At 50.0% G+C, this 26,123-nt stretch carries 36 protein-coding genes; 31 read left to right on the forward strand and 5 right to left on the reverse strand.

The genetic code is table 11. The annotated features are described in order from the left end of the window. Nucleotides 1–351: 351 nt before the first annotated feature. Both ACUTSC_RS05100 and ACUTSC_RS05105 read right to left on the reverse strand, forming a co-directional pair. Nucleotides 352–2,511: a hypothetical protein gene (locus ACUTSC_RS05100; protein WP_445653123.1), complete on the reverse strand. Its 2,160-nt coding sequence runs from the start codon at nt 2,509–2,511 to the stop codon at nt 352–354. A 7-nt stretch (nt 2,512–2,518) separates the two neighbouring features. Further along, nucleotides 2,519–3,364 (reverse strand): phage repressor protein CI, encoded by an 846-nt coding sequence (locus ACUTSC_RS05105; RefSeq protein ID WP_445653124.1) that lies wholly within the window; start codon nt 3,362–3,364, stop codon nt 2,519–2,521. 113 nt (nt 3,365–3,477) lie between these two features. Between ACUTSC_RS05105 and ACUTSC_RS05110 the strand changes: the two genes are divergently transcribed. The 15 genes from ACUTSC_RS05110 to ACUTSC_RS05180 all read left to right on the forward strand — a co-directional run bounded on the left by ACUTSC_RS05110 (nt 3,478) and on the right by ACUTSC_RS05180 (nt 13,738). Continuing rightward, nucleotides 3,478–3,870 carry a hypothetical protein gene (locus ACUTSC_RS05110; RefSeq protein WP_445653125.1) on the forward strand — a complete coding sequence of 131 codons (393 nt, stop codon included), beginning with the start codon at nt 3,478–3,480 and terminating at the stop codon, nt 3,868–3,870. 31 nt (nt 3,871–3,901) lie between these two features. Continuing rightward, nucleotides 3,902–4,411, forward strand: coding sequence for a phage regulatory CII family protein (locus tag ACUTSC_RS05115; protein WP_445653126.1), 510 nt, complete (start codon nt 3,902–3,904; stop codon nt 4,409–4,411). 10 nt (nt 4,412–4,421) lie between these two features. After that, a complete protein-coding gene (locus ACUTSC_RS05120; RefSeq protein ID WP_445653127.1) occupies nt 4,422–4,631 on the forward strand; it encodes a phage filamentation protein Fil family protein in 210 nt (69 codons plus the stop codon). Further along, complete coding sequence (locus ACUTSC_RS05125; RefSeq protein ID WP_141984674.1) at nt 4,595–4,948, forward strand: DUF5347 family protein; 354 nt, start codon at nt 4,595–4,597, stop codon at nt 4,946–4,948. Before ACUTSC_RS05120 ends, ACUTSC_RS05125 begins: the two co-directional genes overlap by 37 nt. A gap of 66 nt (nt 4,949–5,014) precedes the next feature. After that, nucleotides 5,015–5,287, forward strand: a complete 273-nt coding sequence (locus ACUTSC_RS05130) for a DUF2732 family protein (protein WP_445653128.1) — start codon at nt 5,015–5,017, stop codon at nt 5,285–5,287. 11 nt (nt 5,288–5,298) lie between these two features. Then, nucleotides 5,299–5,505 carry a TraR/DksA C4-type zinc finger protein gene (locus tag ACUTSC_RS05135; protein ID WP_445653182.1) on the forward strand — a complete coding sequence of 69 codons (207 nt, stop codon included), beginning with the start codon at nt 5,299–5,301 and terminating at the stop codon, nt 5,503–5,505. Nucleotides 5,506–5,507: 2 nt separating this feature from the next. Next, nucleotides 5,508–6,332, forward strand: coding sequence for a DNA adenine methylase (locus ACUTSC_RS05140; RefSeq protein WP_445653129.1), 825 nt, complete (start codon nt 5,508–5,510; stop codon nt 6,330–6,332). Then, a complete protein-coding gene (locus ACUTSC_RS05145) occupies nt 6,326–6,556 on the forward strand; it encodes a hypothetical protein (protein ID WP_445653130.1) in 231 nt (76 codons plus the stop codon). The genes ACUTSC_RS05140 and ACUTSC_RS05145 overlap by 7 nt, the downstream gene beginning before the upstream one ends. Next, complete coding sequence (locus tag ACUTSC_RS05150; RefSeq protein ID WP_445653131.1) at nt 6,543–7,469, forward strand: DNA cytosine methyltransferase; 927 nt, start codon at nt 6,543–6,545, stop codon at nt 7,467–7,469. The genes ACUTSC_RS05145 and ACUTSC_RS05150 overlap by 14 nt, the downstream gene beginning before the upstream one ends. Further along, complete coding sequence (locus ACUTSC_RS05155; RefSeq protein WP_445653132.1) at nt 7,466–9,601, forward strand: replication endonuclease; 2,136 nt, start codon at nt 7,466–7,468, stop codon at nt 9,599–9,601. Before ACUTSC_RS05150 ends, ACUTSC_RS05155 begins: the two co-directional genes overlap by 4 nt. 2 nt (nt 9,602–9,603) lie before the next feature. Further along, nucleotides 9,604–9,939, forward strand: a complete 336-nt coding sequence (locus ACUTSC_RS05160; protein ID WP_445653133.1) for a hypothetical protein — start codon at nt 9,604–9,606, stop codon at nt 9,937–9,939. 140 nt (nt 9,940–10,079) lie between these two features. Further along, nucleotides 10,080–10,265 (forward strand): hypothetical protein, encoded by a 186-nt coding sequence (locus ACUTSC_RS05165; protein WP_208904979.1) that lies wholly within the window; start codon nt 10,080–10,082, stop codon nt 10,263–10,265. Between the two features lie 507 nt (nt 10,266–10,772). After that, nucleotides 10,773–12,182 (forward strand): ParB N-terminal domain-containing protein, encoded by a 1,410-nt coding sequence (locus ACUTSC_RS05170; RefSeq protein ID WP_368460531.1) that lies wholly within the window; start codon nt 10,773–10,775, stop codon nt 12,180–12,182. Between the two features lie 69 nt (nt 12,183–12,251). After that, on the forward strand, nt 12,252–13,109 hold the full coding sequence (locus tag ACUTSC_RS05175; RefSeq protein ID WP_445653134.1) for a DNA adenine methylase: 858 nt from the start codon (nt 12,252–12,254) through the stop codon (nt 13,107–13,109). Nucleotides 13,110–13,186: 77 nt separating this feature from the next. Then, nucleotides 13,187–13,738, forward strand: coding sequence for a super-infection exclusion protein B (locus ACUTSC_RS05180; RefSeq protein ID WP_445653135.1), 552 nt, complete (start codon nt 13,187–13,189; stop codon nt 13,736–13,738). A 36-nt stretch (nt 13,739–13,774) separates the two neighbouring features. Here the strand turns inward: ACUTSC_RS05180 and ACUTSC_RS05185 are convergent, their stop codons facing one another. Together ACUTSC_RS05185 and ACUTSC_RS05190 are read right to left on the reverse strand one after the other, a co-directional pair. After that, entirely contained in the window at nt 13,775–14,818 is a 1,044-nt protein-coding gene (locus ACUTSC_RS05185; protein WP_445653136.1) for a phage portal protein, read from the reverse strand. Then, nucleotides 14,819–16,585 carry a terminase ATPase subunit family protein gene (locus ACUTSC_RS05190; protein ID WP_445653137.1) on the reverse strand — a complete coding sequence of 589 codons (1,767 nt, stop codon included), beginning with the start codon at nt 16,583–16,585 and terminating at the stop codon, nt 14,819–14,821. A gap of 143 nt (nt 16,586–16,728) precedes the next feature. On the opposite strand from ACUTSC_RS05190, the gene ACUTSC_RS05195 reads away from it, so the two are divergent. The 12 genes from ACUTSC_RS05195 to ACUTSC_RS05250 all read left to right on the forward strand — a co-directional run bounded on the left by ACUTSC_RS05195 (nt 16,729) and on the right by ACUTSC_RS05250 (nt 22,737). Further along, nucleotides 16,729–17,562: a GPO family capsid scaffolding protein gene (locus ACUTSC_RS05195; protein WP_445653138.1), complete on the forward strand. Its 834-nt coding sequence runs from the start codon at nt 16,729–16,731 to the stop codon at nt 17,560–17,562. A gap of 60 nt (nt 17,563–17,622) precedes the next feature. Then, entirely contained in the window at nt 17,623–18,687 is a 1,065-nt protein-coding gene (locus ACUTSC_RS05200) for a phage major capsid protein, P2 family (protein ID WP_445653139.1), read from the forward strand. A gap of 11 nt (nt 18,688–18,698) precedes the next feature. After that, the gene (locus tag ACUTSC_RS05205) at nt 18,699–19,361 is read left to right on the forward strand and encodes a phage terminase small subunit (RefSeq protein ID WP_445653140.1); all 663 of its coding nucleotides are present in this window, start codon (nt 18,699–18,701) and stop codon (nt 19,359–19,361) included. A gap of 98 nt (nt 19,362–19,459) precedes the next feature. Further along, nucleotides 19,460–19,924 carry a head completion/stabilization protein gene (locus tag ACUTSC_RS05210; protein ID WP_445653141.1) on the forward strand — a complete coding sequence of 155 codons (465 nt, stop codon included), beginning with the start codon at nt 19,460–19,462 and terminating at the stop codon, nt 19,922–19,924. Beyond that, on the forward strand, nt 19,924–20,127 hold the full coding sequence (locus ACUTSC_RS05215) for a tail protein X (RefSeq protein ID WP_445653142.1): 204 nt from the start codon (nt 19,924–19,926) through the stop codon (nt 20,125–20,127). Before ACUTSC_RS05210 ends, ACUTSC_RS05215 begins: the two co-directional genes overlap by 1 nt. 4 nt (nt 20,128–20,131) lie before the next feature. Continuing rightward, nucleotides 20,132–20,500 (forward strand): putative holin, encoded by a 369-nt coding sequence (locus ACUTSC_RS05220; RefSeq protein ID WP_445653143.1) that lies wholly within the window; start codon nt 20,132–20,134, stop codon nt 20,498–20,500. A gap of 2 nt (nt 20,501–20,502) precedes the next feature. Further along, a complete protein-coding gene (locus ACUTSC_RS05225; RefSeq protein ID WP_445653144.1) occupies nt 20,503–20,832 on the forward strand; it encodes a phage holin family protein in 330 nt (109 codons plus the stop codon). After that, on the forward strand, nt 20,807–21,304 hold the full coding sequence (locus ACUTSC_RS05230) for a glycoside hydrolase family 24 protein (RefSeq protein WP_445653145.1): 498 nt from the start codon (nt 20,807–20,809) through the stop codon (nt 21,302–21,304). Before ACUTSC_RS05225 ends, ACUTSC_RS05230 begins: the two co-directional genes overlap by 26 nt. Continuing rightward, entirely contained in the window at nt 21,301–21,759 is a 459-nt protein-coding gene (gene lysB, locus ACUTSC_RS05235; protein ID WP_445653146.1) for an Rz-like lysis system protein LysB, read from the forward strand. Before ACUTSC_RS05230 ends, lysB begins: the two co-directional genes overlap by 4 nt. Further along, on the forward strand, nt 21,662–21,955 hold the full coding sequence (gene lysC, locus ACUTSC_RS05240; protein ID WP_445653147.1) for an Rz1-like lysis system protein LysC: 294 nt from the start codon (nt 21,662–21,664) through the stop codon (nt 21,953–21,955). Before lysB ends, lysC begins: the two co-directional genes overlap by 98 nt. Beyond that, a complete protein-coding gene (locus ACUTSC_RS05245) occupies nt 21,867–22,298 on the forward strand; it encodes a phage tail protein (RefSeq protein WP_445653148.1) in 432 nt (143 codons plus the stop codon). The genes lysC and ACUTSC_RS05245 overlap by 89 nt, the downstream gene beginning before the upstream one ends. Continuing rightward, complete coding sequence (locus ACUTSC_RS05250) at nt 22,291–22,737, forward strand: phage virion morphogenesis protein (RefSeq protein ID WP_445653149.1); 447 nt, start codon at nt 22,291–22,293, stop codon at nt 22,735–22,737. Before ACUTSC_RS05245 ends, ACUTSC_RS05250 begins: the two co-directional genes overlap by 8 nt. A gap of 29 nt (nt 22,738–22,766) precedes the next feature. On the opposite strand, the gene ACUTSC_RS05255 is transcribed toward ACUTSC_RS05250, so the two are convergent. After that, on the reverse strand, nt 22,767–23,585 hold the full coding sequence (locus ACUTSC_RS05255) for a TIR domain-containing protein (protein ID WP_445653150.1): 819 nt from the start codon (nt 23,583–23,585) through the stop codon (nt 22,767–22,769). A gap of 100 nt (nt 23,586–23,685) precedes the next feature. On the opposite strand from ACUTSC_RS05255, the gene ACUTSC_RS05260 reads away from it, so the two are divergent. From ACUTSC_RS05260 to ACUTSC_RS05275, 4 genes are read left to right on the forward strand one after another with little or no spacing between them, the layout of a single operon-like run. Then, nucleotides 23,686–24,279: a phage baseplate assembly protein V gene (locus ACUTSC_RS05260; RefSeq protein WP_445653183.1), complete on the forward strand. Its 594-nt coding sequence runs from the start codon at nt 23,686–23,688 to the stop codon at nt 24,277–24,279. Further along, entirely contained in the window at nt 24,276–24,626 is a 351-nt protein-coding gene (locus ACUTSC_RS05265; protein WP_445653151.1) for a GPW/gp25 family protein, read from the forward strand. The genes ACUTSC_RS05260 and ACUTSC_RS05265 overlap by 4 nt, the downstream gene beginning before the upstream one ends. Further along, nucleotides 24,623–25,531, forward strand: coding sequence for a baseplate assembly protein (locus ACUTSC_RS05270; RefSeq protein WP_445653152.1), 909 nt, complete (start codon nt 24,623–24,625; stop codon nt 25,529–25,531). The genes ACUTSC_RS05265 and ACUTSC_RS05270 overlap by 4 nt, the downstream gene beginning before the upstream one ends. Beyond that, nucleotides 25,524–26,123, forward strand: coding sequence for a phage tail protein I (locus tag ACUTSC_RS05275; RefSeq protein WP_445653153.1), 600 nt, complete (start codon nt 25,524–25,526; stop codon nt 26,121–26,123). Before ACUTSC_RS05270 ends, ACUTSC_RS05275 begins: the two co-directional genes overlap by 8 nt.

Below are 26,123 nucleotides of genomic sequence, written 5' to 3' on the forward strand. Positions count from 1 at the left end.
TAATGCCACTTTCGTTTAACCGGTAATGGGAGCAATGACCGGAGCTTATCAGCGCCATAAATGACGTAATGACTTTTGGTGCGGCGAAATTAGCGATATGTGCGGGTGGGGAATAAGGATGGAGATCGGGTTGGTGGCTATGACTCGAAAAGAGGAGCGGGGATTGTTGGTGGTGCCTTAAATAGAATTTCCTTACAAATCAATCACACAAAAAAAGACCGAATACGAGTCTGATGTTTTTTTCTCATTTAGTATCAATTAGTTATTTTTCATTCAATTTTTTATGGCTATAAAATGGCCACCGAGAGCATGATGATACTTGTACTTTTTTCAGTTCCTACCATGCAAAAATCACTGAAATTTTATGATCAAATTTTCTGGTCGTCCCAATTGCTGATAATACATAGTTTCTACAATCCTAAAGTTTTCATTAACTAACAAAATAACATCATCAAAACCCTTATTAGTTTTGCTACTTATTTCTGATATTAGGTATTCATACCAATCATCTTCCATGGAGTAAATCTTCGAAGTGGTTCTCTTTATAATATCAAATCTATCTTTTCGCGTTATTAGTGATAATTGACTTTCAAAACCATCAAGTATATCATTTATATATGATAATTTCATTATAACACTAATAAGCGTTCGCCATGAAGTCGCCCCAAACCCTTTTTTAGATAGTTCCTTAAAGAAAAAAGCTAATTTTAATAAAATATTTAAAACAAATATTGATGATTTTTTTGAGTTAACAGGAAGAAAAGTTCCTATAACACTCAACGCCCCGCTAAATAATAATCCGTTTGCTACAGATGCATGTGAACCACACACAGAAGAGGTAGAGCACGCGCTCAATATAACAACGGGGGGGATTCTAGTTTTATTTTTTAGAAGCCAAGTATCAACTTTTTCATTCCCGATATTCAACCAACCATGAGATTCATTGCCTCCATCACCGCCATGGCAGTCAAAAATTAAAATCCATCCATCATAGTTATTTAATGATTCTATGACTTCACTCTCGCTATTCACATCAATAATTTCAATATCAAGTTCACACTCAGGTAGATTTACGATCTGTTTTTTTAGATCATCTCTAATAGGATCATTATCTCTGAAAGATCTCAATACAAGAACTTTTTGCAACTCATTTATAGTCACTTCAATTTGCGCCGGGTTACTAGCATTACTCAAAAGCGTATTCCCCGGAGTCGCATAAATCCTTGATATCTCATGACTAAACATCAATGGAACCCCATCAAAAGGCAACCATTCAATAGGTACATCACAGCACAATGTTAAAATTCTTGATTTTGAATTAACATAATCAATTATTTCATCACCTATAGAATCTTTCATAAGATGAATAATTTCTGAAAACTCACGTTTAAATAAATTAATTCCTTTTAAATCATCTCGCTTTGATAACGTCTCAAGATTCTTCATCTTTTTGGGATAAAAATTTATCGAATTTGGCAATCTAATTGCTGGACAATTGTTTGCTATTGACAAAAATGCTATGGCCAGCGTTGTATATCTTAGTTCAAATTTTCTTATCGCAAGAACATTACCTAACACTCTATCTTTAAAATATTCCGCAACACTACTAGGCTCTTCCTCTTGAAAGATCATGCCGGAATAATTTAAATTTCTTATTACATTTTTTTTAATAAACTCTTTCTTTTTCCTAGATGATAACTCACGATAAATTTTATTCCAAAAGCGATGTTCTGGATCATATAAATAACTAAATATAGATGGGGAATACAATATCAAATCAGACTGATTAGTAGATTTAGAGTTTGTTTGTTTTTCAAGAATCAAATCTGCAACCCTAACCATTTCATCTACATAATTTTTCCTTTCCAAACTTGGTTCTATTTCTTTTATGGACTTGAATTCATATCCACAGCTAACTAGTACTGCCTCGCCTGGTAACGTTATATTGTGACTTACCGCGTCTCCAACTATGTATTTATTTTCGTTTCTGAAATCCCTTCTATTTTTTTTGATTATTTCTAAAAATAACTCTTGATACTCACCGGTTTCACTAGAAACTTCAGTAAGTTTATTGAATAACTTATCATCAAATACATAAGCATTATTAATTTCCGCAGTTTTAAACTCACCACTATCGCCATCAGTCACCAATATCGGACTATATTTAAAATCTTTAACTAGACTTTTAATTTCATCTACAAACCCTTCCACACAAGTTATTATTGTAAAAGGCTGATCGAAATATTTCGCAAACTGCGAAAAAGAATCTATAGATAGTAAATATGAATTATTTGACCTCGCCAACGAACGGGCATCAAGCACTTCCGCTGGTGTCATAAATATCTCACAAACATCTCTAGGATATAATAAAGTTCTTGCAAGTGAATTAACATGCATCTCATCAAACAAAGGAAGAATATATCCTTGAAAAGGAGACTGCTGCTGAACATCATCAGCTTTTGGCATTATATAAACATTACAAATAGCTGTAAGTGAAAGTTGAAGCTTCATAAAAACCCTAAATACCCATTATTGTTTTAACTATTTCACCGTCACATTCAACATCGTCAACTAAACAGTCGAATTGAGAAGACTCACCAGTCACTTTTATTTTATTTCCGGGAATACGTGATACGGAATATACATCATGAATACCATCAATATTAAGTAACCATTTACCATTACCTATGGTATTTCTATCAAAAGCTATTAGCCAAGCATCATTGCCTCGCTCGACAAAACGTATAGACTTTTCGCCTTCAGGAATAAAGGACGGATCTGCTAGCCAACTACCAACATTTACTAACTTTCCAGATGAGATAGAAATTCGGGGTAAGGTTACAAAATTAGGCTCATATGACACAGCATCTGGATTACCAGGGTTACCCTGACCTGTCGCCAGCCATAATAACGACACGCCGGTATCTAACGCGCATGCAACAACCGCATCACCTGGGAAATACTCACGCCTAACCCATGTACTGATCGTTGCCGTTGATATGTCTAGGAAATCTCCAAGTTCCTTCTGCGTGCGGAACCCATATGCATCCAGCATACGCCGCAAAACAGGCTTGCCACCTGACGCTTGGATTTGCTCATAAAGGGCTCGACCAGACATTTTGGATTTGCCAACTTCAAAATTCGAATTCTCAAACTTCCCAGTCATTAGCCAACGTAAATCAGCACCAGTATCGAGCGCGCACTTAATTACTGCACTTCCGGGAACGCTGTTGCGCTGGACCCATGAGCTTACATTATTGGGAGGAACACCAAGGCTGCTGGCCAGCGCTCGCTGCGAAGTGACGCCATAGGATGAAACAAGGCGCTCAATAATGGCGGCTGAATCTTCTGATTTATCAGTCATATGTAAATTAGCCCACGCAAATGCATTTACACTGAACACAATTGCGATCTATAGTGAATACACACCACATGTAACACCGTAGAACACAAACCACTAACCGGAGATATTGCTTTATGTCTCATGATATTGCAAACCCCCAAGCCGCACCCGCCACGCCTTTTTCACCTACGCAGATTACAAACATGCTGCTGCCCGGTCTGAGCGGCGCAATTCTGGAAGCAGTGCAGCGCGCAGTTGCTATGCACACCTCTCCGACCATGTCCAAAGAGGACTTCATTGCCGTTAACGGCATCAGCGCATCCGTGCTTGAGAAGTGGATCGCCAACGGCGTTGTGCTGCTGGCGCCAACCCCTACCACCACCGTGAAGCAGAACCGAAAGAACCGGAAGACCGGTGAGATCGAAGAGGTCACGATGACCAAGCACGGTAACGCCCTGATCAACCTCGAAGCGTGGCGCGAGAAAAACCGCCAGGTTGCGATCAAATGCCGCTACATCCGCGGTTAATTCGATTATTCGAATTTTGAAGGGCTAAACCATGTTTGATTATCAAGTCTCTAAACAGGCGCACTTCGAAGAAGCCTGCCGCCGCTTCGCAACAAAACACAACATCAAGCAGTTGAGCGCTGATGCTGGCATGTCGGCGCAGGTACTGCGTAACAAGTTAAATCCAGACCAGCCGCACCGTCTGACGGTTGAGGAATTGCTGACGCTGACCGACCTCACCGAAGACCCGACGCTGATCGATGGGATGCTCGCGCAGCTGCACTGCCAGCCGTGCGTACCAATCAATGAGCTATCCAGCGGCAAGGTCGCGGCGTATGTGCTCAATGCCACCTCAGAAATCGGCAAGGTCGCTGCCGAGGCAGTTGCAGATGGTGCCATGACCGCCGCGCGCCGCGGTGCGATACGCGAAAGCGTCAATGCCGGCATTCGTTACATGACGCTGGCAGGCCTTGCCATTCAGTCCCGCATCCATGCCAACCCGACAATGGCCTCCACTGTTGATGCCATCACCGCCGTTGGCGCGTCACTGGGCATGAGCTGAGGTGAACATGATGCCAATTTCTATTGCTCCCCTGCTCAAGCAACAAAGCCAATCTCGCCACTTTGGCCACGGTTGGATCCAACTGCAGAACGGCCGGCGTTGGTGCCCGGCGCAAGACCAGAAAGAACTGCTGGCTCAACTGACCACCGCCCCGCGGGAGTCAATCGGCAGTAAGGCGGCAAAATGGCTTTTACTGAAACTACGCGAACTGTGCCGCTGACACCGGGCCAGCGGGCCGACGGTTTACAGCACATCGCCGAATTGCGCCGGGATGTTTTCAAGTGCGACAGCACCGCTGAAATAAATCGATTTTTGGCAGACGTGCGCGACGAAAGCGATCCACGAAACAAAGACAACATCCGGGCTCTGAGCGCCATTTTCTTTTTAGCTGGTATCAAGAAAGAGCGCCACGGGCTGGATTTCAATGAACTGACGAGTGAGGAGAAAAAAGCATTGGTCGATGCAATGAATAAATTCCGCGCAGTCGTGAGTTTATTCCCGAAGCATTTAAGCATGCCGAGAGAAATAACTTTTTAACCTGACCAGAAATTAATTGGCGTAAACCCGCCGGGCTTTTTATTACCTGAAGAAAGGAAAACCACCATGAGAAATATGCAAAAACTGCCTATCACCATCGGGATCGATCCAGCCGCCGGCGACGATGTTTCCGTTGTGCACCAAACCGCCTACCAGTTGGAAGAAATGCTGAAGCGCGCCCGCATGGATGAGCGTAAGAATCAGGCCGCGGTGATGTCCACCAAGCTGGAAAATCTGGCCAACTCCATCATCGCCAAGGATTTGAGCCTTCGCGATGCCGTGGAGCTGCTGCGCCACGAAGCCGAATTCATCCAAAACCAGGCGATGGAGCTGCATTAATGGCCGACGCAATGGACATTGAACAGGAACGCCAGCAGCTGATCCTGGACGCTCAAATCGAACAGGCGCGCCGGAAACCGGCCGCCCCTTCCGCCTTTCTCTGTGAAGAGTGCGACGCGCAGATCCCAGAGGCACGCCGCCTTGCCGTTCCTGGTACAGCCCGTTGCGCCAGCTGCCAGGAACTTCACGAAACAAAATCACGCCACTACCGGGGGTAGTTATGCTGAATTCCGCGTTGAAATGGGTGGGCGGAAAGCGCCGCATTATGGACACCCTGCGCCAACATCTACCAACCGCACCCGGCCGCCGCCTGGTGGAGCCGTTTGTGGGCTCCGCTACCGTTTTCCTAAACACCGACTTCGATTCCTATCTGCTGGCTGATATCAATGGCGACCTGATTAACTTCCATAACGTAGCCAAAGAGTACCCGGAAGAATTGATCGGGCTTGGCCAATTGATGTTTGCCAATCACAAGGGCCAGGAGGGCTATTTAGCAGTCCGTGCCAGTTTCAATCTCCGCATCGAAGTCAGCACTATCATGCGCGCGGCGAAGTTCCTCTATCTGAATCGCCACGGCTACAACGGCATGTGCCGTTATAACCGCCGCGGGGAATTCAATATCCCATTCGGCAAGGTGGACGCACCTTATTTCCCAGAGAAAGAGATTCGCGCTTTCGCCGAGAAAGCGAAAAACGCCGTTTTCCTCTGCTGTGACTTCACCGAAAGCATTGAAATGGCTGCGCCCGGCGATGTCATTTACTGCGATCCGCCGTACATGCCTAAGACGAAGACAACCGGCTTTACCGATTACCACACTGAAGGCTTTGGCGAACTGCATCAGTACAACCTGATGTACTCGCTGCGTGCCGCCGCCGCACGCGGTTGTCACGTTGTGGCCTCAAACAGCGATGTCGCCGAAGCACTGCAGTGTTATGGCGAGTTTGAGATCCACCACATCACCGCACCGCGTTCTGTGAGCTGCAAAAGTGATGGGCGCGGGCGTGTCGGAGAAATCATCGCAACGATGGGGGCCGCCGCATGCTGATCGGTTTTCTCTGCTGGCTTGTTGGCGCCTGCGCCGCTTTCTGCCTGCTTTGCTTCGGCATTAAAAGCGGGCACATCTACTGCGTCACTACGGCCGCCTGCGCCCTAATTCTGTCAGTCATTTGGCCTCTCACCGCCGCGCTGGTTCTCGGCGGATTCGTATACGGGCTGGCAATTTTCGTATTTGGCTATATCACCCGGAGTAAAGCCAATGAAAGGAATTGACTTATTCGCTGGACTCGGCGGCTCATCAACAGGCGCGCGTAAAGCGGGCGTAGACATTGTTTGGGCGGCTAATCACTGGCAAGCCGCTGTTAGCGCACACACGATGAACCACCCGGAAACAATTCACGCATGCCAAGACTTGCACCAAGCTAATTTCGCAGCCGTACTGGCTTTAGTGCCAAAGCTGGATCTTTTACTGGCATCACCATGTTGCCAAGGTCATAGCAAGGCGCGGGGCAAAGCCAACGGCAACCCACAGCACGACGCGAGCCGCTCAACTGCCTGGGCGGTGCCCGCCGCTGCCGAAGTATTACTACCTGAAGGAATCATCGTTGAGAACGTGCCTGAGTTTCTTCAATGGTCGCTATTCCCTGCATGGGAGTATGCGATGCAACGGCTTGGTTATTCTCTGGCGTCGCACATCGTGGACTGCGCAGACCTGGGAGTGCCTCAGAACCGCGTCCGTATGTTCATCATCTGTACCCGTAGCAAAAACCCACTGAAGCTGAATCTGCCGAAACTGCCGCATGTCTCTGCTGAATCATTCATTGATTTCGAAGCCGGGCGCTGGTCAGCGGTCAATAAACCAGGACGCGCGGCGGCGACACTCGACAGAGTTGCAAGTGGGCGCTCTCGATTCGGTGACCGGTTCCTAATTTCATATTACGGCAACACCAAATCAGGCCGCTCCCTGCAGCGTCCGATCGGCACTATCACGACGCGTGACCGCTGGGCAGTAGTTGACGGCGACCGCATGCGCATTCTGACCAAGGAAGAAAACATGCTGGCCATGTCATTCCCTGCCGACTACATCACACCGCCGTCACACAAGTTGACTGTTCATATGGCGGGGAATGCAGTTCCGCCAGAGGCGATGTATCAAATAATCAGCGCTCTCAAGTCGCAGGTATGAGCAATAGACACCGCGGCCGCCACGCCCCCACCCCGCCGCCGCCCTACCCGGGCAGCGGCGAGCCTGCTTTTGAATGGGCATATTCATGGAACGCACCGAGAAAAGGTGTCGGCTCGCCATTCGTCAGTGCGGAAGAACAGAAGAATCGGGATCGCATCAACACCGACCTCGCAGCTGCCTTTGAATACCTGAACAGCCAACCTAGCCTAGTAAAGCGCCAGGTTAACTCCCACTTCTTCAAACTTGAGCAATCTCAGGGGATCCAGCGAGCCCATGCGTACTTGACGCTTAATTTTGTTAAGCGCGCATTACCACGCTTGGAACTGGTCAATAAACAGTACCGGATATTAAAAATGACGGCGGACAACGCCAGGTATATGACGCGGTTTAATCACCTTGCTGATATGTCACGTAGTGATGTTGAGGCGCTGGCCGAGGATATAGCCGCATTTATCGCACAGGAGCTGGGGCTAGTCGCAGAGCAATGTTCCGGCTGCAGTGATTTGAAGGCAATGTGGTTGCTATACCGCCGTGCCGGGATCATCACTCGCGACTTTAGCCAACTGCCGCCGCTGTGGGAAAAGCTGAATAAACGCTTTTTCAGCGAAGAAGATGCCGGCCCTGCCGTATCCCGGATGTTGTCGCCGCAATGGTGGCTCAACCGTCTGCGCCGCACCTCTGCAGAATGGCGCGAGCACTTGAATATTGCGCTTGCCAACGTCAGTAAAAAAACCAACCCATACGCCAGCAAGACGGCGATCACCGAGTGGCGCGAGCAGAAGCGACGCACCCGCGAGTTTTTAAAGGGGATGGAGCTTGAAGACGAGGCCGGCAACCGTATAAGCCTGATCGATAAATATGATGGCAGCGTTGCGAATCCAGCGATCCGCCGCAGTGAATTGATGGTACGTATTCGCGGCTTCGAGAACATCTGTAACGATCTGGGCTACGTCGGCGAGTTCTACACCATAACGGCCCCATCAAAATTTCATGCCACCAACAAACACGGCCATCGCAATCGGAAATGGAACGGCGCCAGCCCGGCCGAGACGCAGGGTTATCTGAGGTCGGTCTGGTCAAAGATTCGCGCCAAACTCCACCGCGAAGATTTACGCATTTTCGGGATCAGGGTTGCCGAGCCTCACCACGACGGCACGCCACACTGGCACATGCTGATCTTCATGCAGCCTGAAGATGTTGGCCAGGTACGTGAAATAATGCGCGATTACGCCACGCAGGAAGATGCACGGGAATTGAGTTCTGCGAAGGCACGCAAAGCACGCTTCCATGCTGAAGAGATCGATCCTGACCAGGGCAGCGCCACCGGCTATGTTGCGAAATACATTTCGAAAAATATCGACGGCTATCAGTTGGATGGCGAACTGGACGACGAAAGCGGGAAGCCGCTCAAGGAGACCGCCGCCGCAGTGTCGGCCTGGGCCGCTCGATGGCGTGTTCGTCAGTTTCAATTCATTGGTGGCGCTCCGGTTACCGTATACCGCGAGCTGCGTCGGATGGCCGACCATGAGGCCGCGATTGGCCTTAGCGTAGAGTTTGCAGCAGTCCACGACGCCGCCGACGTCGGCAATTGGGCGGAATATATCAACGCCCAGGGTGGGCCTTTTGTTAAGCGTGACGATCTTGTTGTCCGCACCTATTACGAGGCAGCGGAAGAAACCAACGGATACGGCGAAGATGTGATCCGCGTGCGTGGTGTTTTCTCCCCGCCAGTTGGCCAGGACGTGCCAATCATCACCCGTGTAACCCAATGGAAAATTGTGCCGAAGAAAGCGCCGGTTTTGGGGGTTGACCTTCAGGGCGCGCCTGCGCCCTCTCGGAGTTCTGTCAATAACTGTACGGGGGATCCTGGTGGGAGTATGGCCCCACCGGATATAGGCGAAGCCGACCATGCCAACTGTGATATCGATTTTGGCGAGTTATCTGCCAAGGAACGGCGGAAGGTGCTGGCAAGAATCAGGGACAGAAACCCAAAAACAAGAATAAGCAGACCACAGGACGCCAATGTTCCAACCGGCGCAGCTGTCGCAATGGAGAAAATCCGGGGCCGAGTAGAAGAAATTGCCGGCATTCAGATCAGTGATTCTGAGTGCCAACTGTTGCCAAAGGCATGACGATGAAAATTGCCGGTAATCACTACTACGGCAACACCAGAGGTGATGTATTTACGGCGCGCCCCCCGGTTCGGGCAGGTGCCCTGATGCAGCGTTTCAATAGGTTGCGCCAAAAAGTTACCGGGCAAACCGGAGAGCGCGATCAACTGCTGAAACAGATGGAAAAAGAAGGCAATAAGCAGCGGGAAAAAATAGCGCAGGAGTTAAACGCCGCCGGCAGACAAAAGCCAGGCATTGAAGAGATTGACCGCCTGCTGCTTGGCGGAACAGTGAAGATTGGCGCTTTCTACTTCAAAGCCGGGACAGATGGCCGGCTTTATGGGCGTAGAAGGAAGTAACTTGGAGTCATGGTTATATTCGCAATTTTGCTGAAATTACATGCAATTGAAATAAATTCATTAACAAGATGTCTTGACGGGGCTCAGAAATACGCTCAATATAATACTGTACATATATACAGTACCATCAGGAGGCAGTGATGGAATCACTTGAAAAACAAAAACAAACTTTAACTCGCGTCAGGTTTATTGCAGAGCTTGCTCTTATCGCCCCCCGGCATGCTTCTGATCTAAAACTTGCACTAGGAATGATCATCGATCTATCCAGTGGAGTTCTACCGGACAAAGACTACGACGGTATTTTTTATAACGCAGACGAGGGCTAACTTATGGCACGCCGTGGCGAAGAGTCTTGGGCTTTTGAACTAGCCAGAAAAAGAGAACCAACCGGCAGATGGATTATTACGGTTGCAGATTTTTTAGGGAGTTGCAAGGGGTCGGCTTTGATTGGTCACCGAGCCAGGCGAACGAATACATAAAATTTTATCAGCCTACCTGGCGCCTCCAGGTTGAAGGCGATTATGGGCTTAACACCTACTACAAATACAATATGAACCAGTGATTCACCTGCCAGGGCTTGTGTATGTCTATGCTGCATGAATCCGCACGATCAAAAAAGGATCTAAATCAGCCGGGCGCACCAGTAATGGCGCGCCCTTCTGCTATACGGGCACCTGCATGAAAACCCATACAAAAAGCGGGCAGGCGTGGCGGGGCTACGATTGCGCGCCAAGCTGAAAAAGCTAACTGGTTGAAGCTGGATAGCAGATACTATAAATTATTGAGGTTATTATAAAAAATACTTAACAATGTTAATTATATAGGTGTCAATAATGGAAAGAATTGACTACAGCTCATGGCAAAGAATCAATTTATCAGTAGCTAATTTAAGACTGGATAGAGAAAACCCAAGGATTCCAGAGTATGCACCCAAAAAAAATACAAAAGATATATTAGATTATCTTTTTGAACATGAAAAAATAGAAAGGCTAGCAAAAAAAATTGTAGACAAAGGATTTATTAATCATGACCCAATCTATGTAATCAAAGAAAATGATAATTATGTTGTAGTTGAAGGTAATCGCCGGGTTTCTGCACTTAAATGTTTATTAGAGCCTGACTTAGCCCCATCAGCAAGAAGTCGTCGGGCGCTAGAAAGATTAAAGAACTCTTTAGGTGACGATTTAATAGAAAAAATAGAGGTTTATGTAGCCCCCTCAAGACGGGAGGTTCAAAATGTATTATTTGAACTTCACGCCGAAGGAAAACTGCAATGGAGCAGACAACAGAAAAACAAGTTTATATCTACTGCTGGTTACAGTAGTGGTGAATCTATAGAGGACATGGCCGATCGATTTAATGTGGCCGCAAGTGAAATACAAGACTCCGTACAAGAGTATTTTTTAGAAAGATACTTTACTAATTTAGCATTGCCAACTGACATTGAGGAAAAAGCTCTTAATTCAAGCTTTAGTATTTCAACAATGTCTCGATTGGTAAACTCAAAATTATTTTCGGATAAAACCGGATTCAGTATTCAAAATGGGAAATTAACAACCACCATCGATAAAACCACCTTCGATCATGTACTGAGGGAAATAGTTACTGATATTGCCAATAAAAAAATAAACTCAAGGAACCTGAATGATGGTAATCAAATAAATTCTTACTTAGAAGGAAAGTTCTCAACCGCGCCAACTCCTTCCAATAATGGAGCGGTAGATTTTCAACCACTAAATGAATATGCAGCCAACAATGGAGGGAACCCAAAGGATAAGGCTAATGCTGGTGACAAAAGGAAAAGAAAAGAAAGACTCATATCAATTGATAAACGATATGTAACAGGATTAAAAAAACTAGATATTCTGATTGAAGAAGGTCAAGGGTTATGGATTGACACGCATAAAACTGCTGGGGCTTTATTATTGAGGACAATATTAGAACTGTCAGTTGTTCGTGTATTTGAAATTCACAAATGCAAAGAACAATGTCTAAATCCAAATGGTAAAGTTAAGCAGCTTTCTGAAAATATGAAAGCATTGGTTAGAAGGGATGAGTGGTTCCCAAATAAAGCATACCTAGATGAGTTGAAAAGGTTCATAGCTAAGGACAACACTTATTGGAATTCATTAGAATCATTGAATCGATATGTACATGGTGAGTTTCTTCTTCCAGACAGAGATATGCTACGGCAAGTATGGATGATACTTGAACCGTTAGTTGAAATGAAAGTAAAGAATTAAATTTGAAGTATTTAACTTTAGGGCGTAATCAGCTATAATGCGCCCGTTTATAACTTTTGGATTATCTATATGCCTATCACACACTCTCCTTTACGTTATCCTGGTGGTAAAACCGCCATATTTGACATCGTATCAGGTATTGTGAATGAGAATGGCATGAGTAACGTAACCTATGCGGAGCCCTATGCCGGCGGGGCAGGGTTAGCACTATCCATGCTTTACTCTGGATTAGTGAATGAAATTTACCTGAATGATATAGATAGATCAATTTGGTCATTCTGGGATTCAGTTGTCAATAACACAGATGAGTTTATTGAAAAAATAATATCTACGCCTGTAACCATTGACGAATGGCATAATCAAAAAGACATCCAAAAAAACAAATTAAAATCCTCAGCTATCGATTTGGGGTTTTCTACGTTTTTTCTTAACAGAACTAATAGATCAGGGATAATCAAAGCTGGTGTTATTGGTGGCATATCCCAAAATGGCAATTATAAGCTTGGTTGCCGATATAATAAAAACAACCTAATCACAAAAATAAAGACCATATCCAGCATGAGGGATAAGATATCCGTATTTAATATGGATGCGAATGAATTTATAAACTCCGTCAGTAGTGATGAGAATGTTTTCTTATGCATTGATCCTCCATATTTTGTAAAAGGAGCATCACTGTACACAAATTTCTATGAGAAACATGATCATGAAATATTGCGCGATACAATATGCAATATAAGCAATTCTTGGATTCTCACTTACGATAACGCTAAGGAAATACAAGAGCTTTACGCTGAAAAGGAAATGTTTACGTTTAATTTGAATTATAGTGCTGGTGACAAAAAGAAAGGCGAGGAGATTTTAATAAAAAGTACAAATATCAAAATTCCAAACTCTATGATTGGGAGTAGAATTCATGCCATTTAATAGATAAGAATTAGCTTCATCGAAAATCCCCCTCACCTCATATCTAACTACTTTCACAGTTTGACTTGGTGTTTCATATGTTGGAAAAAATATCTAGTTTCTCAGCTTTTTTAATGCAAATACCTGGTGCGGTGTTGGTGATGATCATCATTGCATTATCTTTGATTTTGTTTCTACCCGAAGCAGCTGCGCAGACAATTTATGTTGATGGATTTAGAAAAGCGTATGGCGTTTACATCGGCCCGGTTTGGCTACTAACAATTGCATTCTGTGGTGGTCGCTTATATCACCACATAATTGAAAAACGGAAACAAGCGAAGCAGCTTATTCGGTTAAAGAAATCGCTCTCGGAATTAACACCAGAAGAAAAAGGATATCTGCTGCCATACATCATAAATGGAGAAAATTCTATCTACGTCGGCATTCAAGATGGAATCATGGCGGGGTTACAGAAAAAAGGAATTACCTACAGAGCATCGAACATGGGAGATCAAATGAATGGGTTTGCATTCAATCTTCAGTCTTGGGCTCGCCAACACCTAGTGGAAAATGAACACCTTCTTAATCATGCAGTGGGAAGACCAAAGACACCAAGGGAAAAGTACCGCGAACAGCGCAGGTTCTATTAAGGGGAAAGCCCTACGATCTTATGTAGGGCTTCGATTTTAAGATTCAGAACCCAATGCATAAGGCTCAAAAGTGACCACCTCTTCCCCCATCCAATCATTTAACTCCTGCATCCGCCGCTGCAGCGGTATCAACTCATTGCGAACAAACACCTCGCTCGCCTCCTTTACGTTGCCGAACCCGCCAGCGTTCTCCGGCACGATGCACATCAGTTGCGGCGGTACGCGGTGCGCGTGTAGCTGGTCATCACGGGTCACATTTTTTATATTCCAGAACTCATCCTTCGCTGCCACCTCGCTCAGCGGGATGATCTGAATGCCATCCTTCTTACCGTTCGGCGAATACATGAACAGGTTGCGGAAGTTACCAGGCCCGCGCGCACCTTTCATAGCGTTGCGGATATTATCCACATCAGTCTGGCTGGCGGCGGCGTCGCTCATGTACATGATGAAGCCAGCGTGACTGCCGTTCTGGTAATACTTGCGACGGAACAGGGTGGCGGATTCATTGAGCCATGCAGAATTAAGCGCCGACAGATATTCTGGCAAGCCATAGATCTCCTGGTTGATATCAGGCTCCAGCAGGTGAAACACGCTAGCGGTGTCGAATTGGTAAGGGTCAACGCCCAGGCCATACTGCACAAACCAGTAGGTATCCAGATCCACGCCACGGCGCGTATATTTCGCCAGGGAGGGTCTAAGTTCCATCGGGCCGCCGAGGCGGTTGGTCCGCAACTCCAGGTAGGCGTTGCCAAACACCAGGTAATCCTGCACGAAACGGCTGAAGGCCTGCTGGCTCAGCAGACGATGCGGCTTAAACGTACTGGTCAAAATATTGCGCTTCACATATAGCGGTGAGCTATGGTGAACCGTGGCGCGGAACGTCCTAGCCAAGCCATCGAAACTGATCGGCGGCTCATACCATTTATCCATGCGCACGCACTCGACGTAATCAAGCAGCTCCCGACGGTCGAGCACCGGGACGGGATCGCCAAAGGTGAATGCTTCAACCCCTGCCGCGCCGACAGCTTGTTTATGGGCGTGAACTGGCGGTAATGCGCGCTTTTTATGACACTTGCTCATTTAAAAAATCTCCACAATGTTGCTGTTGCCCGCCGTGACGCCTTCGAGCGGTTCATTGAACAGTGCATGCATAGTTGCCCACGCCAGATCGGCATGGCTGACTTCTTCGCTGCGGCTTGCTTCATACGTTGGCCGGCTACCGCTGGCGGTCATCGCCTTGCGGATAGCCATAAAGGATTGGGTGATGTCGGTGTGTCCGGCGTCATACTCCAGGCGCCGGTGTGTGATGATGTCTTTGGCTTTCAGCACTAGGGCGTTTTTCACCTCCGGGCGATAGACAAACTCCTGCACCGCAGGGAAAAACTGCTTCACAAGCTGATAGACGCCGTGGCCAACGCCAGTGGAGTCGATGCCGATGTATTGGACGTTGTAGCACTCGGTCAAAAGCTTGATGCTTTTCGCCTGAGCGGCAAAGTCCATACCGCGCCACTGGTGGCGCTCCAAAATGCGGAATTTCCCACCCGGCACCATCGGCGGCGCCACAACCACGCAACCAGCACTGTCACCTGACGCAGAGCCTTTGGCCGGGTCATAACCGATCCACACCGGGCGATACCCAAAAGGCCTGATGGCCAGCGCTTCGAAATCGTCCCACTGTTCCCAGCTATCGACCATGCACCCCTGCATTTCAGTGAGTGGGAACACCGACGCCATATCGTCGATAAACTCACACATCAGCAGGTTTTGATAATCCTCTGGGCCGTATTCAAGCCGCAGCTGATCCAAGTCAAACAGGTTGCATCCGCCGTTAACTGCATCTTCGACGGTGATGATTTGGCGATACTGGCCATCCGGGCAGAGAACGCCGCGCGCCAGGTTGGCATGGGTGAGATCGACATCAACCCGATCAGCCTTGGCGCGGCCTTTGTTGTACAGAGCGCCGGACCAGAATGGGTAGGCGCTATGGGTAAGGCTCGACGGCGTTGAAAAGTAGGTCTGGCGCCATTTCTTGTGCAGCGCCATGCCAGAGGCAACTTTGCGCAGCTCCTGGAAGCGAGGGATCCAAAAATATTCATCAAGGTACAGGTTGCCGTGATAACTCTGCGCGGTGCGGGCGTTGGTGCCAAGGAAGTAGAGACACGCGCCGTTGCCGAGGGTCATCGGGTCACCCTTCAACTCAACATCCACTTCGCGGGCAAACTCGATGATGTACTGCTTGAAAACGTGCGCCTGTGCCTTACTCGCCGACAGAAAGATTTGGTTTCGGCCTGTAGTAATGGCATCGATCAGGGCTTCGCGCGCAAAGTAGAAAGTCGCGCCTATTTGGCGGGACTTAAGCAGATTACGAATGCGGTGTTTGGCGCCGGCTTCAAACCAGTTGCGTTGATATTTGAACAGAGAATCATGGAAAATTTCGGTCAGTTTCTCCGTCTGTTCATCGCTGAAAACATTCTTCTCAGGCGCCTTGCGCGAGCCGCTGTTGCGGTTGGCCACGTTCGGGTTTAAGTCGGCCTCATTGCCGCCGCTATTGAATTTCCCGATCCTGGCAAGCCGCTCACCCTGGCGGGCGATCAGGTCGATTTCCTTGAAGTCTTTCCCTTCTTTGTGCTCCTTCATCACCAGCTGGCAATAGCGCGCTGTTATGGTAAGTTGCATTTGCTCAAGCGGGCCAATGCTCCCCCACTTGTCGCGTTTCTTCCAGCTGTGTACTGTTGCGGCCTTCTCTCCCAGCATTTCAGCAATGCGGGATATGCGTAACCCCTGAAAGTACAGGAACATCGCCTGTCTGCGGGGATCAAGATCGGTGTTGAGCGTCGTCGTTGTCATGGCGCCAGACTACCGACCGGCCGCGCCGCCATCCCTTCCCGGCCATTGTGCCAAACACCACACAATGCCCTTTCGTTGTCTCCCCTCCCTATTCGCCGCAACCATAAGCCTGACCGATTACCGACACTGACCGGAACAGACTAATGACACTTAAATCAAAGCGTTTTCGTATTGCCGTAGAGGGTGCGACAACCGACGGCCGCAACATTAGCCGCGAATGGCTGACGCAGATGGCCAAGAGCTACAACCCATCTGTTTATGGCGCGCGGGTAAATCTGGAACACATCAAGGGATATCACCCCGATAGCTCCTTCCGTCGCTTCGGTGATGTAACCGGCCTGACAGCGGAGGAAATTACCGAGGGTCCACTGGCCGGGAAGATGGCGCTTTATGGCGACATCGCACCAACCGCGGACCTGGTCGAAATGGTTAAGCAGGCGCAGAAGGTTTACACCTCGATCGAGGTAAACCCGAAATTTGCCGATACCGGCGAAGCCTACCTGATCGGCCTAGCCGTAACCGACGACCCGGCCAGCCTGGGTACCGAATACCTCGCGTTCAGTGCGTCCGCATCAGCAAACCCATTGGCTAACCGCAAGCAGCATAAAGACAACCTCTTTACCGCGGCAGAAGAAGCCCTGATCGAATTTGTGGAGCAGGAAGACCAAAGACCCGGCCTGCTGTCCCGCATCACGGCGATGTTCGCCAAGCGTAACGCCAATGACGACGCGCGCTTTTCTGACGTGAATCAGGCTGTGGAACTGGTCGCCGGCGAAGTACAGAGCCTCGGTGATAGCGTCGCCAAGCTCAACACCACTGCTGAAAAAGTGCCGGCGCTGGAAACCCAGATCACCGCACTGAGCAAGCAACTTAACGACCTGCAGACCAACCTGAGCAAGCAGGACCGCAATCCGAAGTTTCGCCCGTTAACACCTGGCGGCGGCGGTGAAAGCAACGGAGAAAAAACCGACTGCTAAACGCAGTGCCACGGCATACCCCATAGGGCATAGAAAACTGATTACGGAGAGTTACCGATTATGCGCAATGAAACGCGATTTAAATTTAACGCCTACCTGACCACGCTGGGTGAGCTGAACGGCGTAACCGTCGAGCTCAGCGCCAAGTTTGCGGTAGAGCCATCCGTGGCGCAGAAACTGGAGGATAAGATCCAGGAGAGTGCCGCATTCCTGCAACGGGTTAATATCGTTCAGGTTACTGAACAATCCGGGCAGCGCCTGGGCCTTGGCATCGGCTCCACTATCGCCAGCACCACGGACACCTCCACCAAAGAGCGCGAAACGACGGATCCGAGCGGTCTGGACTCCATCGAGTACAAATGCGAGCAAACCAACTTCGATACCTCGATCACCTACAGCAAATTGGACCTGTGGGCCAAGTTCCAGGATTTCCAGCTGCGTATCCGTAACGCCATCGTGTTACGCCAGGCGTTGGACCGCATCATGATCGGCTTTAACGGCCTGAAGCGCGAAAAAACCTCGAACCGAACCGCCAACCCGTTGCTGCAGGACGTTAACATTGGCTGGCTGCAGAAATACCGCGCCGACGCCCCAGCGCGCGTGATGGATAAAATCGTAGATGACGAAGGGGCTGTAGTTTCACCCATGATTCGCGTGGGTGAGAACGGCGACTTTGCCAACCTGGATGCCGTCGTGATGGATGCCGTGAACAACCTGATCGATCCGTGGTTCCAGGATGATACCGATCTGGTGGTGATTTGCGGCCGCGGCCTGCTGGCGGATAAATACTTCCCGTTGGTGAACCAGTCGCAGCCAAACACCGAAGCGCTGGCCGCTGATCTGATTATCAGCCAGAAACGCATGGGCGGCCTACAGGCTGTTCGCGCGCCCTTCTTCCCGGCCAACGCCATGCTGATTACCCGCTTGGATAACCTGTCCATCTACTGGCAGGAAGACACCCGCCGCCGTCTGATCATCGACAACCCGAAACGTGACCGCATCGAAAACTTCGAATCGGTCAACGAGGCCTATGTTGTTGAAGATTACGGCTGTGGTTGCCTGATCGAAAACATCAAACTCGGTAAGTTTGCGGCGCCAGCGCCGGAAGCACCGGCGGGCGAATAAGGGGCTCACTGATGGCCCTGAGTCCAGCGCAGCGCCATATGGTCTATGTGCAAGCAAAGGAGGCCGCCCGCCAGGGCGGCGCTCTGAGCCGCCATGCCAATGGCTATGAAATGATGCTCCTGAAAATTGAAGAAGACAGCCGCCGGCTGAAGCGGGTGCAGTCGCAGGAGAAAAAGGCCGAAGTTAAACGCGAAGTCCTGCCGCATTACACCCCCTGGGTGGCAGGAGTGCTGCAGACCGGAATGGGCGCGCAAGATGACGTGATCATGCATGTGATGGTCTGGCGCATCGACGCCGGCGATCACAATGGCGCCATCGACATCGCAGAGTATGCGCTCAAGCATGGCCTGGTCATGCCAAGCCGATATGCACGCCAAACCGCCTGTGCGGTGGCCGAAGAGATCGCGGACAGCGCCCTGAAAGCCTACGACGCTAAGCAGCCGGTAAATCTCTCCATCCTGACGCGCCTCATGGATCTGATTGAAGACCACGACATGCCAGATGAAGTGCGCGCCAAGCTGCACAAAGTCATGGGCTACGGATTGCGGGATAACGAACAGCCTGAGTTAGCGCTCAACCAGTTAAACCGCGCCTTCCAGTTGCATGAGCGGGTTGGTGTAAAAAAAGACATTGAACGACTCGAACGCGAGTTGAAGAAGGCCGAGAACGGCTAAACCGAACGTGCCCACGCGCGGGGCGGCACGGGCGTTGCGACAGGTTTTATACCGCATCAATACGCCCGTCCACCGCCCACCCATTGAGAGCCCTGCCCATGAAATTTGTAGCGCTAGGCCAGGCCGGCGAGGAAACACAGGTAATCAAGAACACGCAATTTTGGCCGGATGTCGATCTGTCCGATTTGCAGGAGTCCATCAGGACCGATGGCACATTCACCCCGCAGCGCCTGCGCCATGCAGCGCTGAATGCCATTGCGGAAGTGAATGGCGAATTAGCCTTGTGGCGAGAGGCGCAGCAGGTCGCCGGCTTTACCGCTTTGGAAAATGTGCCAGCAGAAGAGTTGGACGAAGAGAGCGTTTTGCTACAGCACTACAACCGCGCGGTGTACTGCATCACCAAGGCCAACCTCAACGAACGGTATCGCGATTTTGATGCCACCGGCGCCGGTGGAAAGCGCGCCGACGAAACGGACGAATCCATTGATGAGCTGTGGCGGGATGCTCGCTGGGCCATGCGTCTGATCCAGGGTGAAAAACACATGACTGTAGAGCTGATCTGATGGAAGTGTTAGCCCACCAAAACGATACCGTTGATGAGTTGTGCTGGCGCCACTATGGCCGCACCGCGGGGCTATCCGAAGTCGTCTTATTGGCCAACCCAGGACTGGCAGAAATCGGGCCATTTATTCCGCACGGCACGCCGGTAGAAATGCCGGACATTGCGCCGACCCCCACACAGCAAATTATTCAACTTTGGGATTGATGTCATGGGCGAACCAGTAACAAGCGGCACCACGTTATTCACGTTTAGCGGGATCACCCTTCTCTCCATCTTGTCTGGCGACGCCGCGCCAATTGTGCTTGGCGCCTTCGGTGGCGCATCGCTGTTCGTACTGGCGTCGCAGGAGCTGACGCTTAAGCGCCGCGGCGCGCTCTGGATCAGTAGCTTTATTGCCGGCTGTCTGTTCGCGCCGATGGCCGCCGCGCTGTTGAAGAGAGCCACCGGGCTGGATGTTGAGGTGAAGCTTGGCGCCGGCGCGTTCGTTGCTGCAGGCGTGGCCATCAAAATACTGCTGGTTGCGCTGCAGAAACTTGACGGGGATAGCCCGATTTTCCGCATATTCCGGGGGAAATAACCATGCACTGGATAACGTCGATCATCTGCTTGCTCATTGCCGGCCGCCTGCTGGCGTTCCAACGTCGAGGGGCAAAGCATAAGCCGTGGGCCAGCGGTGTTGCATACGTTGTGATCATGATTTGCGCCGCCGTGCCCATTTTTTCCGTGTTCGGCCGATTCCCGCAGTCGGGGGCGCTAACCGCCCTTTTAAGTTTCATGATCCTGATGGCGGTTACTCGCTCCCGCGGGAACATCATGGCGATAATTCCATCACCGCCCGCGGCAAAAGAGCGGGCGCCAGCCAAGCATAAAGCCAGGGGGAAAAATGGCCCGCATCGTCACCACTCCTAACATTAACGCCTATCTGGACACACTGCGATTCAGTGAAATTGGCGCCACACTTTTGGCAAGGTCGGACGACGGCTACAACGTGATCGTGACCGGCATCGACGGCAAGGCAGAAACCTTTTCCAGCTACCGAGATCACCCGTTCGCTGGCGGCCGTCCCGGCAAGGTGTTTAACAGTCGCGGGCAGCGCAGCACGGCATCAGGCGGCTACCAGTTTTTGATCAAGGACTGGGGTCATTACCGCGCCGCGCTGAAGCTGCCAGACTTTGGGCCAGTATCACAGGATAAGTGGGCAATCCAACTAATCCGCGAGCGCGGCGCTCTGGCTGACATCAACGCTGGCCGGATAGAGTCAGCGTTGAAAAAGTGCCGCAATATCTGGGCGAGCCTGCCGGGTGCCGGATATGGCCAGCCCGAGCACAAGCTTGAAACCCTGCTGAAAAAATACGTCAGTTATGGCGGGGCGCTGGCATGACCGCCGTCATTCCACGCAGTTGGTTGATCGTGGCCGCCATCGTCCTGGCGCTCGCCGCGGCGTTAGGGTGGAAAACTTGGCGATTAGGCACCTATGAAAAAGCCGTAAGCGATCAGCAAGTAACCATCAGGGCCCAGGGAAAAACCATCGAAGGGATGGCGGCGCAGTTATCAGCTAAAAATGCCGAGATGATAACCCTGGGCTTGATAGCCAGCAGTAACAACCGGGCGCAGGCCGAGTTGCGTCAGCAGATGACCAACACGGCCGCCCTTCTGTCACAACGTGAAAATCTGATTGCGGGGTTGTATCGTGAAAATGCAGAGCTTAAAGCCTGGGCTGATAGCCGCTTGCCTCCTGATGTTGTGCGCCTGCACGCCCGGCCGGCAATCACCGGAGGTGCGGCTTATCGCGTCTGGTTGTCCGAGGTTGATCGCCTGCCAGCTGCCAGCCAGTAACCCGCTCACAAACGGGGACCTGGAGCGGGAAAAGAATCGTGTAGAGGCGGCCTGGGCGATGTGTGCCGATCAGGTCGATACCATCATTCAATGCCAGGAAAAGAGCGATGAACAAGCCGGAATCACTGAGAAAAGCCCTCTCTGGCGGGATCGAATATCTGGGGAAAAACCCAGACAAACTGCACATTTTTGTTGATGAGGGTGCTGTTGTTTCCAGCCTGGCACCAACCATTTCATTCGAATACCAGTACACACTCAACCTGGTGATTACCGACTTTTCAGCAGACCAAAACCTGCTGAACGCAGTGATTTTGTATTGGCTTCGCCGCAACCAGCCGGACATCATGGCAAACCCAGACGGCAGAGATAAGGGCTTCACGTTTGAAGTGGATATTCTGAATAACACCACTTGTGACATCAGCATAAACCTGAAGCTAACAGAGCGCGTGATCGTGAAAGAGGCAGGCGGCCAAATGGTTGTAGAGGCCGTCCCTGAGCCGGAGCCACCTTACGCCGATCAGTGGGCGCCTAATGAGTGACTTTATTCAGATTGAAGACTGGCTGGCCGCCCTCGCCTCACAGCTAACCCCAGCGGCGAGGAAAAAGCTAACTCGCCAGTGGGCTAATGAATTGCGCCGCCGCCAGAGACTGCAAATCAGCCGGCAGCGCAACCCGGACGAAACCCCGTATGCCGAGCGAAAGCCGCAAGGCCGAAACAAAAAGGGGCGGATACGCCGGAAAATGTTCAGCAAGCTGCAGACCACTCGCTTTATGAAAACAGCAACCACGGCAGACGAGGCCGCAGTTTACTTTGCCGGCAGCGTTATGCGCATTGCACGCGTGCACCATTACGGCCTGCGTGACAAAGTGAGTAAGCGCGGTCCAACCGTGAAATACGACGCCCGCCAATTATTTGGGCTGAATGATCCAGCTATCACCGCCATCGGTGATATTCTGATAAATCATCTTAGTAATTAAGGCCGTTCAAGATAAAAACGGCCAGCTGTTTAAAATAACTTATTAAAATCCACGTCATACCCTGTTAGCTTCATTTCCTTTGCAATATCCATTTCCCAGTTCGTATCAGAAACATAGACAACCCCGCTAATATCGTTAGGTAGTTCCAAGCTATCACTAACTAGTGCGACAACATTTTCCCTACCAATTTTAGCCATTAAATACCCATGTTCAAAAATAACATTTTGTCTTGCCCTGGGGTTAAGCTCTCCAGCTTTAGCTTGTTCAGCCGTATTCCCAAAATCATCTGGGGTATAAAGAACAATAGCAAAGTCCACATCTGTATAATGCTCTATCTTTTCAATTATGGTTTTTCCACGACTGGCTTGCTCATGAAGAATTACCACTTCAAAACCTAACTTCTCTATAAACCTCGCCGTCCTCGTCTTTATTTCATTATCATGACCGTGAACAATAAATACCTTATTAAAGACTTTCCCCCGGGGCGAGTCACTGACATTTCCCGTAATGGTTTCCACCTGAGAGTCCCTCAGTTGTATTTCATCATTTTCAATATCAATAACTAACGACTCGATATATGAAGCAACGCGGTCCCCACCATTTTTCCAAAAATTCTGCCCCACTGTTTGATATCTATTATATGAATAAGCATGCATTGTAAAGGCACGATTACAATTAGCAGCCTCGAAGGGTATTTCTTTGTTGATGAAACTAATAAACGAGCGTTTAAATGCTTCAAAACGCTGATTACCAAACTCCCGCCCTCGCTGATCGTAAGCAAAAGTAACATCATCAGCTAATCGTGAGCGGAATTTTTTCAATTGTTCAATGAGTTCTTCTGGGGCCACTGATAGATCCTTGTTCAATATTGCAGAAATCAAAATTGTACCATGGCTGACACAAGCCATCGATGTGCATAATCAAAAAGTTAAATGGCAGGCTGTGCCAATGAACACACAACTATCCGAACTCCTGCGTCTGCTAACGAATCTGATCCGAATCGGAACCATTTCCGAGGTCGATACAGAGAACGGCCTATGCCGTGTGCAAACAGGCGGGCTTGAAACCGCACCTCTAAAATGGCTGACCATGCGCGCAGGTAGCGCCCGCACATGGTGGGCGCCGTCAGTCGGCGAGCAGGTGTTGATTTTGAGCATGGCCGGCGAGCTGACAACCGCCTTTGTTCTGCCAGCCATTTTTTCGGACGCCCACCCTGCCCCCTCGAATTCGGAGGGCGCCTTGGTTACGGAGTTCCCCGACGGCGCAAGGTTTGGTTATGACCCCGAAGCCGGCGCCCTGACCGTGGAGGGTGTGAAAACAGCAATATTTAAGGCGGCGACAGGGATCATATTGGAAACACCAAAAGTCACCTGCACTCAACTGCTGCAAACAGCACAGTTGTCAGTAACTGAGGGAGGGACGATGAAGGGCGATATCACCCACGCCGATGGCTACTTCACATCTAATGGCGTCGTTGTTGATGAGCATGCGCACAGTGGTGTGAAGAAAGGCGACGAAGAATCGGGAGGGCCGGTGAAATGATGTATCAGGGCATGAACACCATTAGCGGCCGAGCCGTCGAAGATATCGATCACATTCGTCAATCAATCAGCAAAATTTTGCTGACTCCAATCGGCAGCAGGATCACCCGGCGCCCGTTCGGCTCGCTGATGTCCGAGTTAATAGACCAGCCTCAAAACGACACAACAAGATTGCAGTTGATGGCCGCAGCATACAGCGCTATCAACCGCTGGGAGCCGCGCGTATCACTGACAGCCGTCACTGTGACCACGCAGATTGACGGCCAAATGATTGTGGACGTCTCCGGCAGCAGGAACGACACCACGGCGAGCATCAATATTTCAATTCCTTACGGGAGCGCATCATGAGCGTGATCGACCTTTCGCAGCTGCCGCCGCCCCAGGTAGTGGAAACCCTGAGCTCTGAAGACCTGCTTGAGGAAAGAAAGGCGCGCCTGCTTGAGCTCTATCCTGAAGAGCAGCGCGAGGCCATAGCACGCACTCTGGAGCTGGAATCTGAGCCGATCGTGATGCTGCTGCAGGAAAATGCCTATCGGGAAATGCTGTTACGCCAGCGCATCAACGAGGCTGCACAAGCCGTGATGGTGGCGTATGCCATCGGTAGCGACCTCGACCAGCTTGGCGCCAACAACAACACGCCGCGCCTGACAATTATCCCCGAAGACAGCGAAGCCATCCCGCCAGTTGAGGCTGTGATGGAGTCTGATGCAGATTTTCGCCAGCGCATCCCGACAGCATTCGAGGGAATGAGCGTCGCCGGACCAACCGGCGCCTATGAGTTCCACGCACTAAGCGCAGATGGAAAAGTTGCAGATGCATCGGCGATCAGCCCGGCGCCGGCGTTGGTCACTGTCACGATTCTTTCGCGCGAAGGGGATGGAACGGCCTCCCCCGAATTGCTGGCGAAAGTTGACGCTGCACTTAACGATCAGGCAGTTCGGCCCGTAGCTGATCGCCTCACGGTTCAATCTGCCAGCATCATCAACTATGGGATTGACGCCGTGCTTTATGTCTATCCGGGGCCAGCACAAGAACCAATCCTTGCCGACGCACAAAAGCGCCTGAATGCATATATCAACGAGCAGCGGCGCCTTGGGCGCGATATCCGCCTAACAGCAATCTATGCAGCGCTGCACACTCAGGGCGTACAGCGTGTAGAGCTACGCAATCCGCCTGCCGATGTGGTGTTGGACAAAACGCAGGCCGCTAACTGCACAGATGCCCGCATTGTAATTGGTGGATCGGATGAATAGCCTGCTGCCGCCAGGCTCCTCTGCGCTAGAGCGCCGAGCAGCGGAATCATGCGCTGCGGTTAGCGATCTGAATGTGCCTCTACGCGACCTGTGGAACCCGGACAAATGCCCGGTTGTTTTTCTGCCCTACCTTGCCTGGGCGTTTTCGGTCGATCGGTGGGATGAAAAATGGCCAGCAGCAGAAAAGCGCAAGGCCGTTAAAGATGCCTTTTACATTCACCGACGGAAAGGGACAGTTGCGGCAATTAATCGCGTGATCGAGAACATGGGGTACACCATGACGATCGAGGAATGGTGGGAGGTTGCCGACCCTGCCGGCACGTTTCGTTTAACGATTGACGTGATAGATATCGGGATCACAGAAGAAATTGTAAACGAGTTGGAGCGGCTAATTGGCGACGCGAAGCCAGTAAGCCGCCATATCTGGCAGCTAAGTTTGAGCGCCAGAACAAGGGGCCTGGTGTACTCCGCCGCCGTCATGCATGACGGCAATATTGTCACTATTTATCCCACCGATTACGAACCAGACGACAGCATCAAATATAACGGTGCTGTGGGTTTCAGCGGCGATTATCACTATTCCGGGAAATAA

Source organism: Serratia sp. TSA_105.2, assembly GCF_052692115.1.

Excerpts from the sequence above, each read along its gene's own strand:
- ACUTSC_RS05100 (WP_445653123.1), bottom strand. The coding sequence starts at position 2,511 with ATGAAGCTTCAACTTTCACTTACAGCTATTTGTAATGTTTATATAATG.
- ACUTSC_RS05105 (WP_445653124.1), bottom strand. The coding sequence starts at position 3,364 with ATGACTGATAAATCAGAAGATTCAGCCGCCATTATTGAGCGCCTTGTT.
- ACUTSC_RS05110 (WP_445653125.1), top strand. The coding sequence starts at position 3,478 with ATGTCTCATGATATTGCAAACCCCCAAGCCGCACCCGCCACGCCTTTT.
- ACUTSC_RS05115 (WP_445653126.1), top strand. The coding sequence starts at position 3,902 with ATGTTTGATTATCAAGTCTCTAAACAGGCGCACTTCGAAGAAGCCTGC.
- ACUTSC_RS05120 (WP_445653127.1), top strand. The coding sequence starts at position 4,422 with ATGCCAATTTCTATTGCTCCCCTGCTCAAGCAACAAAGCCAATCTCGC.
- ACUTSC_RS05125 (WP_141984674.1), top strand. The coding sequence starts at position 4,595 with ATGGCTTTTACTGAAACTACGCGAACTGTGCCGCTGACACCGGGCCAG.
- ACUTSC_RS05130 (WP_445653128.1), top strand. The coding sequence starts at position 5,015 with ATGAGAAATATGCAAAAACTGCCTATCACCATCGGGATCGATCCAGCC.
- ACUTSC_RS05135 (WP_445653182.1), top strand. The coding sequence starts at position 5,299 with ATGGACATTGAACAGGAACGCCAGCAGCTGATCCTGGACGCTCAAATC.
- ACUTSC_RS05140 (WP_445653129.1), top strand. The coding sequence starts at position 5,508 with ATGCTGAATTCCGCGTTGAAATGGGTGGGCGGAAAGCGCCGCATTATG.
- ACUTSC_RS05145 (WP_445653130.1), top strand. The coding sequence starts at position 6,326 with ATGCTGATCGGTTTTCTCTGCTGGCTTGTTGGCGCCTGCGCCGCTTTC.
- ACUTSC_RS05150 (WP_445653131.1), top strand. The coding sequence starts at position 6,543 with ATGAAAGGAATTGACTTATTCGCTGGACTCGGCGGCTCATCAACAGGC.
- ACUTSC_RS05155 (WP_445653132.1), top strand. The coding sequence starts at position 7,466 with ATGAGCAATAGACACCGCGGCCGCCACGCCCCCACCCCGCCGCCGCCC.
- ACUTSC_RS05160 (WP_445653133.1), top strand. The coding sequence starts at position 9,604 with ATGAAAATTGCCGGTAATCACTACTACGGCAACACCAGAGGTGATGTA.
- ACUTSC_RS05165 (WP_208904979.1), top strand. The coding sequence starts at position 10,080 with ATGGAATCACTTGAAAAACAAAAACAAACTTTAACTCGCGTCAGGTTT.
- ACUTSC_RS05170 (WP_368460531.1), top strand. The coding sequence starts at position 10,773 with ATGGAAAGAATTGACTACAGCTCATGGCAAAGAATCAATTTATCAGTA.
- ACUTSC_RS05175 (WP_445653134.1), top strand. The coding sequence starts at position 12,252 with ATGCCTATCACACACTCTCCTTTACGTTATCCTGGTGGTAAAACCGCC.
- ACUTSC_RS05180 (WP_445653135.1), top strand. The coding sequence starts at position 13,187 with ATGTTGGAAAAAATATCTAGTTTCTCAGCTTTTTTAATGCAAATACCT.
- ACUTSC_RS05185 (WP_445653136.1), bottom strand. The coding sequence starts at position 14,818 with ATGAGCAAGTGTCATAAAAAGCGCGCATTACCGCCAGTTCACGCCCAT.
- ACUTSC_RS05190 (WP_445653137.1), bottom strand. The coding sequence starts at position 16,585 with ATGACAACGACGACGCTCAACACCGATCTTGATCCCCGCAGACAGGCG.
- ACUTSC_RS05195 (WP_445653138.1), top strand. The coding sequence starts at position 16,729 with ATGACACTTAAATCAAAGCGTTTTCGTATTGCCGTAGAGGGTGCGACA.
- ACUTSC_RS05200 (WP_445653139.1), top strand. The coding sequence starts at position 17,623 with ATGCGCAATGAAACGCGATTTAAATTTAACGCCTACCTGACCACGCTG.
- ACUTSC_RS05205 (WP_445653140.1), top strand. The coding sequence starts at position 18,699 with ATGGCCCTGAGTCCAGCGCAGCGCCATATGGTCTATGTGCAAGCAAAG.
- ACUTSC_RS05210 (WP_445653141.1), top strand. The coding sequence starts at position 19,460 with ATGAAATTTGTAGCGCTAGGCCAGGCCGGCGAGGAAACACAGGTAATC.
- ACUTSC_RS05215 (WP_445653142.1), top strand. The coding sequence starts at position 19,924 with ATGGAAGTGTTAGCCCACCAAAACGATACCGTTGATGAGTTGTGCTGG.
- ACUTSC_RS05220 (WP_445653143.1), top strand. The coding sequence starts at position 20,132 with ATGGGCGAACCAGTAACAAGCGGCACCACGTTATTCACGTTTAGCGGG.
- ACUTSC_RS05225 (WP_445653144.1), top strand. The coding sequence starts at position 20,503 with ATGCACTGGATAACGTCGATCATCTGCTTGCTCATTGCCGGCCGCCTG.
- ACUTSC_RS05230 (WP_445653145.1), top strand. The coding sequence starts at position 20,807 with ATGGCCCGCATCGTCACCACTCCTAACATTAACGCCTATCTGGACACA.
- lysB (WP_445653146.1), top strand. The coding sequence starts at position 21,301 with ATGACCGCCGTCATTCCACGCAGTTGGTTGATCGTGGCCGCCATCGTC.
- lysC (WP_445653147.1), top strand. The coding sequence starts at position 21,662 with ATGTTGTGCGCCTGCACGCCCGGCCGGCAATCACCGGAGGTGCGGCTT.
- ACUTSC_RS05245 (WP_445653148.1), top strand. The coding sequence starts at position 21,867 with ATGAACAAGCCGGAATCACTGAGAAAAGCCCTCTCTGGCGGGATCGAA.
- ACUTSC_RS05250 (WP_445653149.1), top strand. The coding sequence starts at position 22,291 with ATGAGTGACTTTATTCAGATTGAAGACTGGCTGGCCGCCCTCGCCTCA.
- ACUTSC_RS05260 (WP_445653183.1), top strand. The coding sequence starts at position 23,686 with ATGAACACACAACTATCCGAACTCCTGCGTCTGCTAACGAATCTGATC.
- ACUTSC_RS05265 (WP_445653151.1), top strand. The coding sequence starts at position 24,276 with ATGATGTATCAGGGCATGAACACCATTAGCGGCCGAGCCGTCGAAGAT.
- ACUTSC_RS05270 (WP_445653152.1), top strand. The coding sequence starts at position 24,623 with ATGAGCGTGATCGACCTTTCGCAGCTGCCGCCGCCCCAGGTAGTGGAA.
- ACUTSC_RS05275 (WP_445653153.1), top strand. The coding sequence starts at position 25,524 with ATGAATAGCCTGCTGCCGCCAGGCTCCTCTGCGCTAGAGCGCCGAGCA.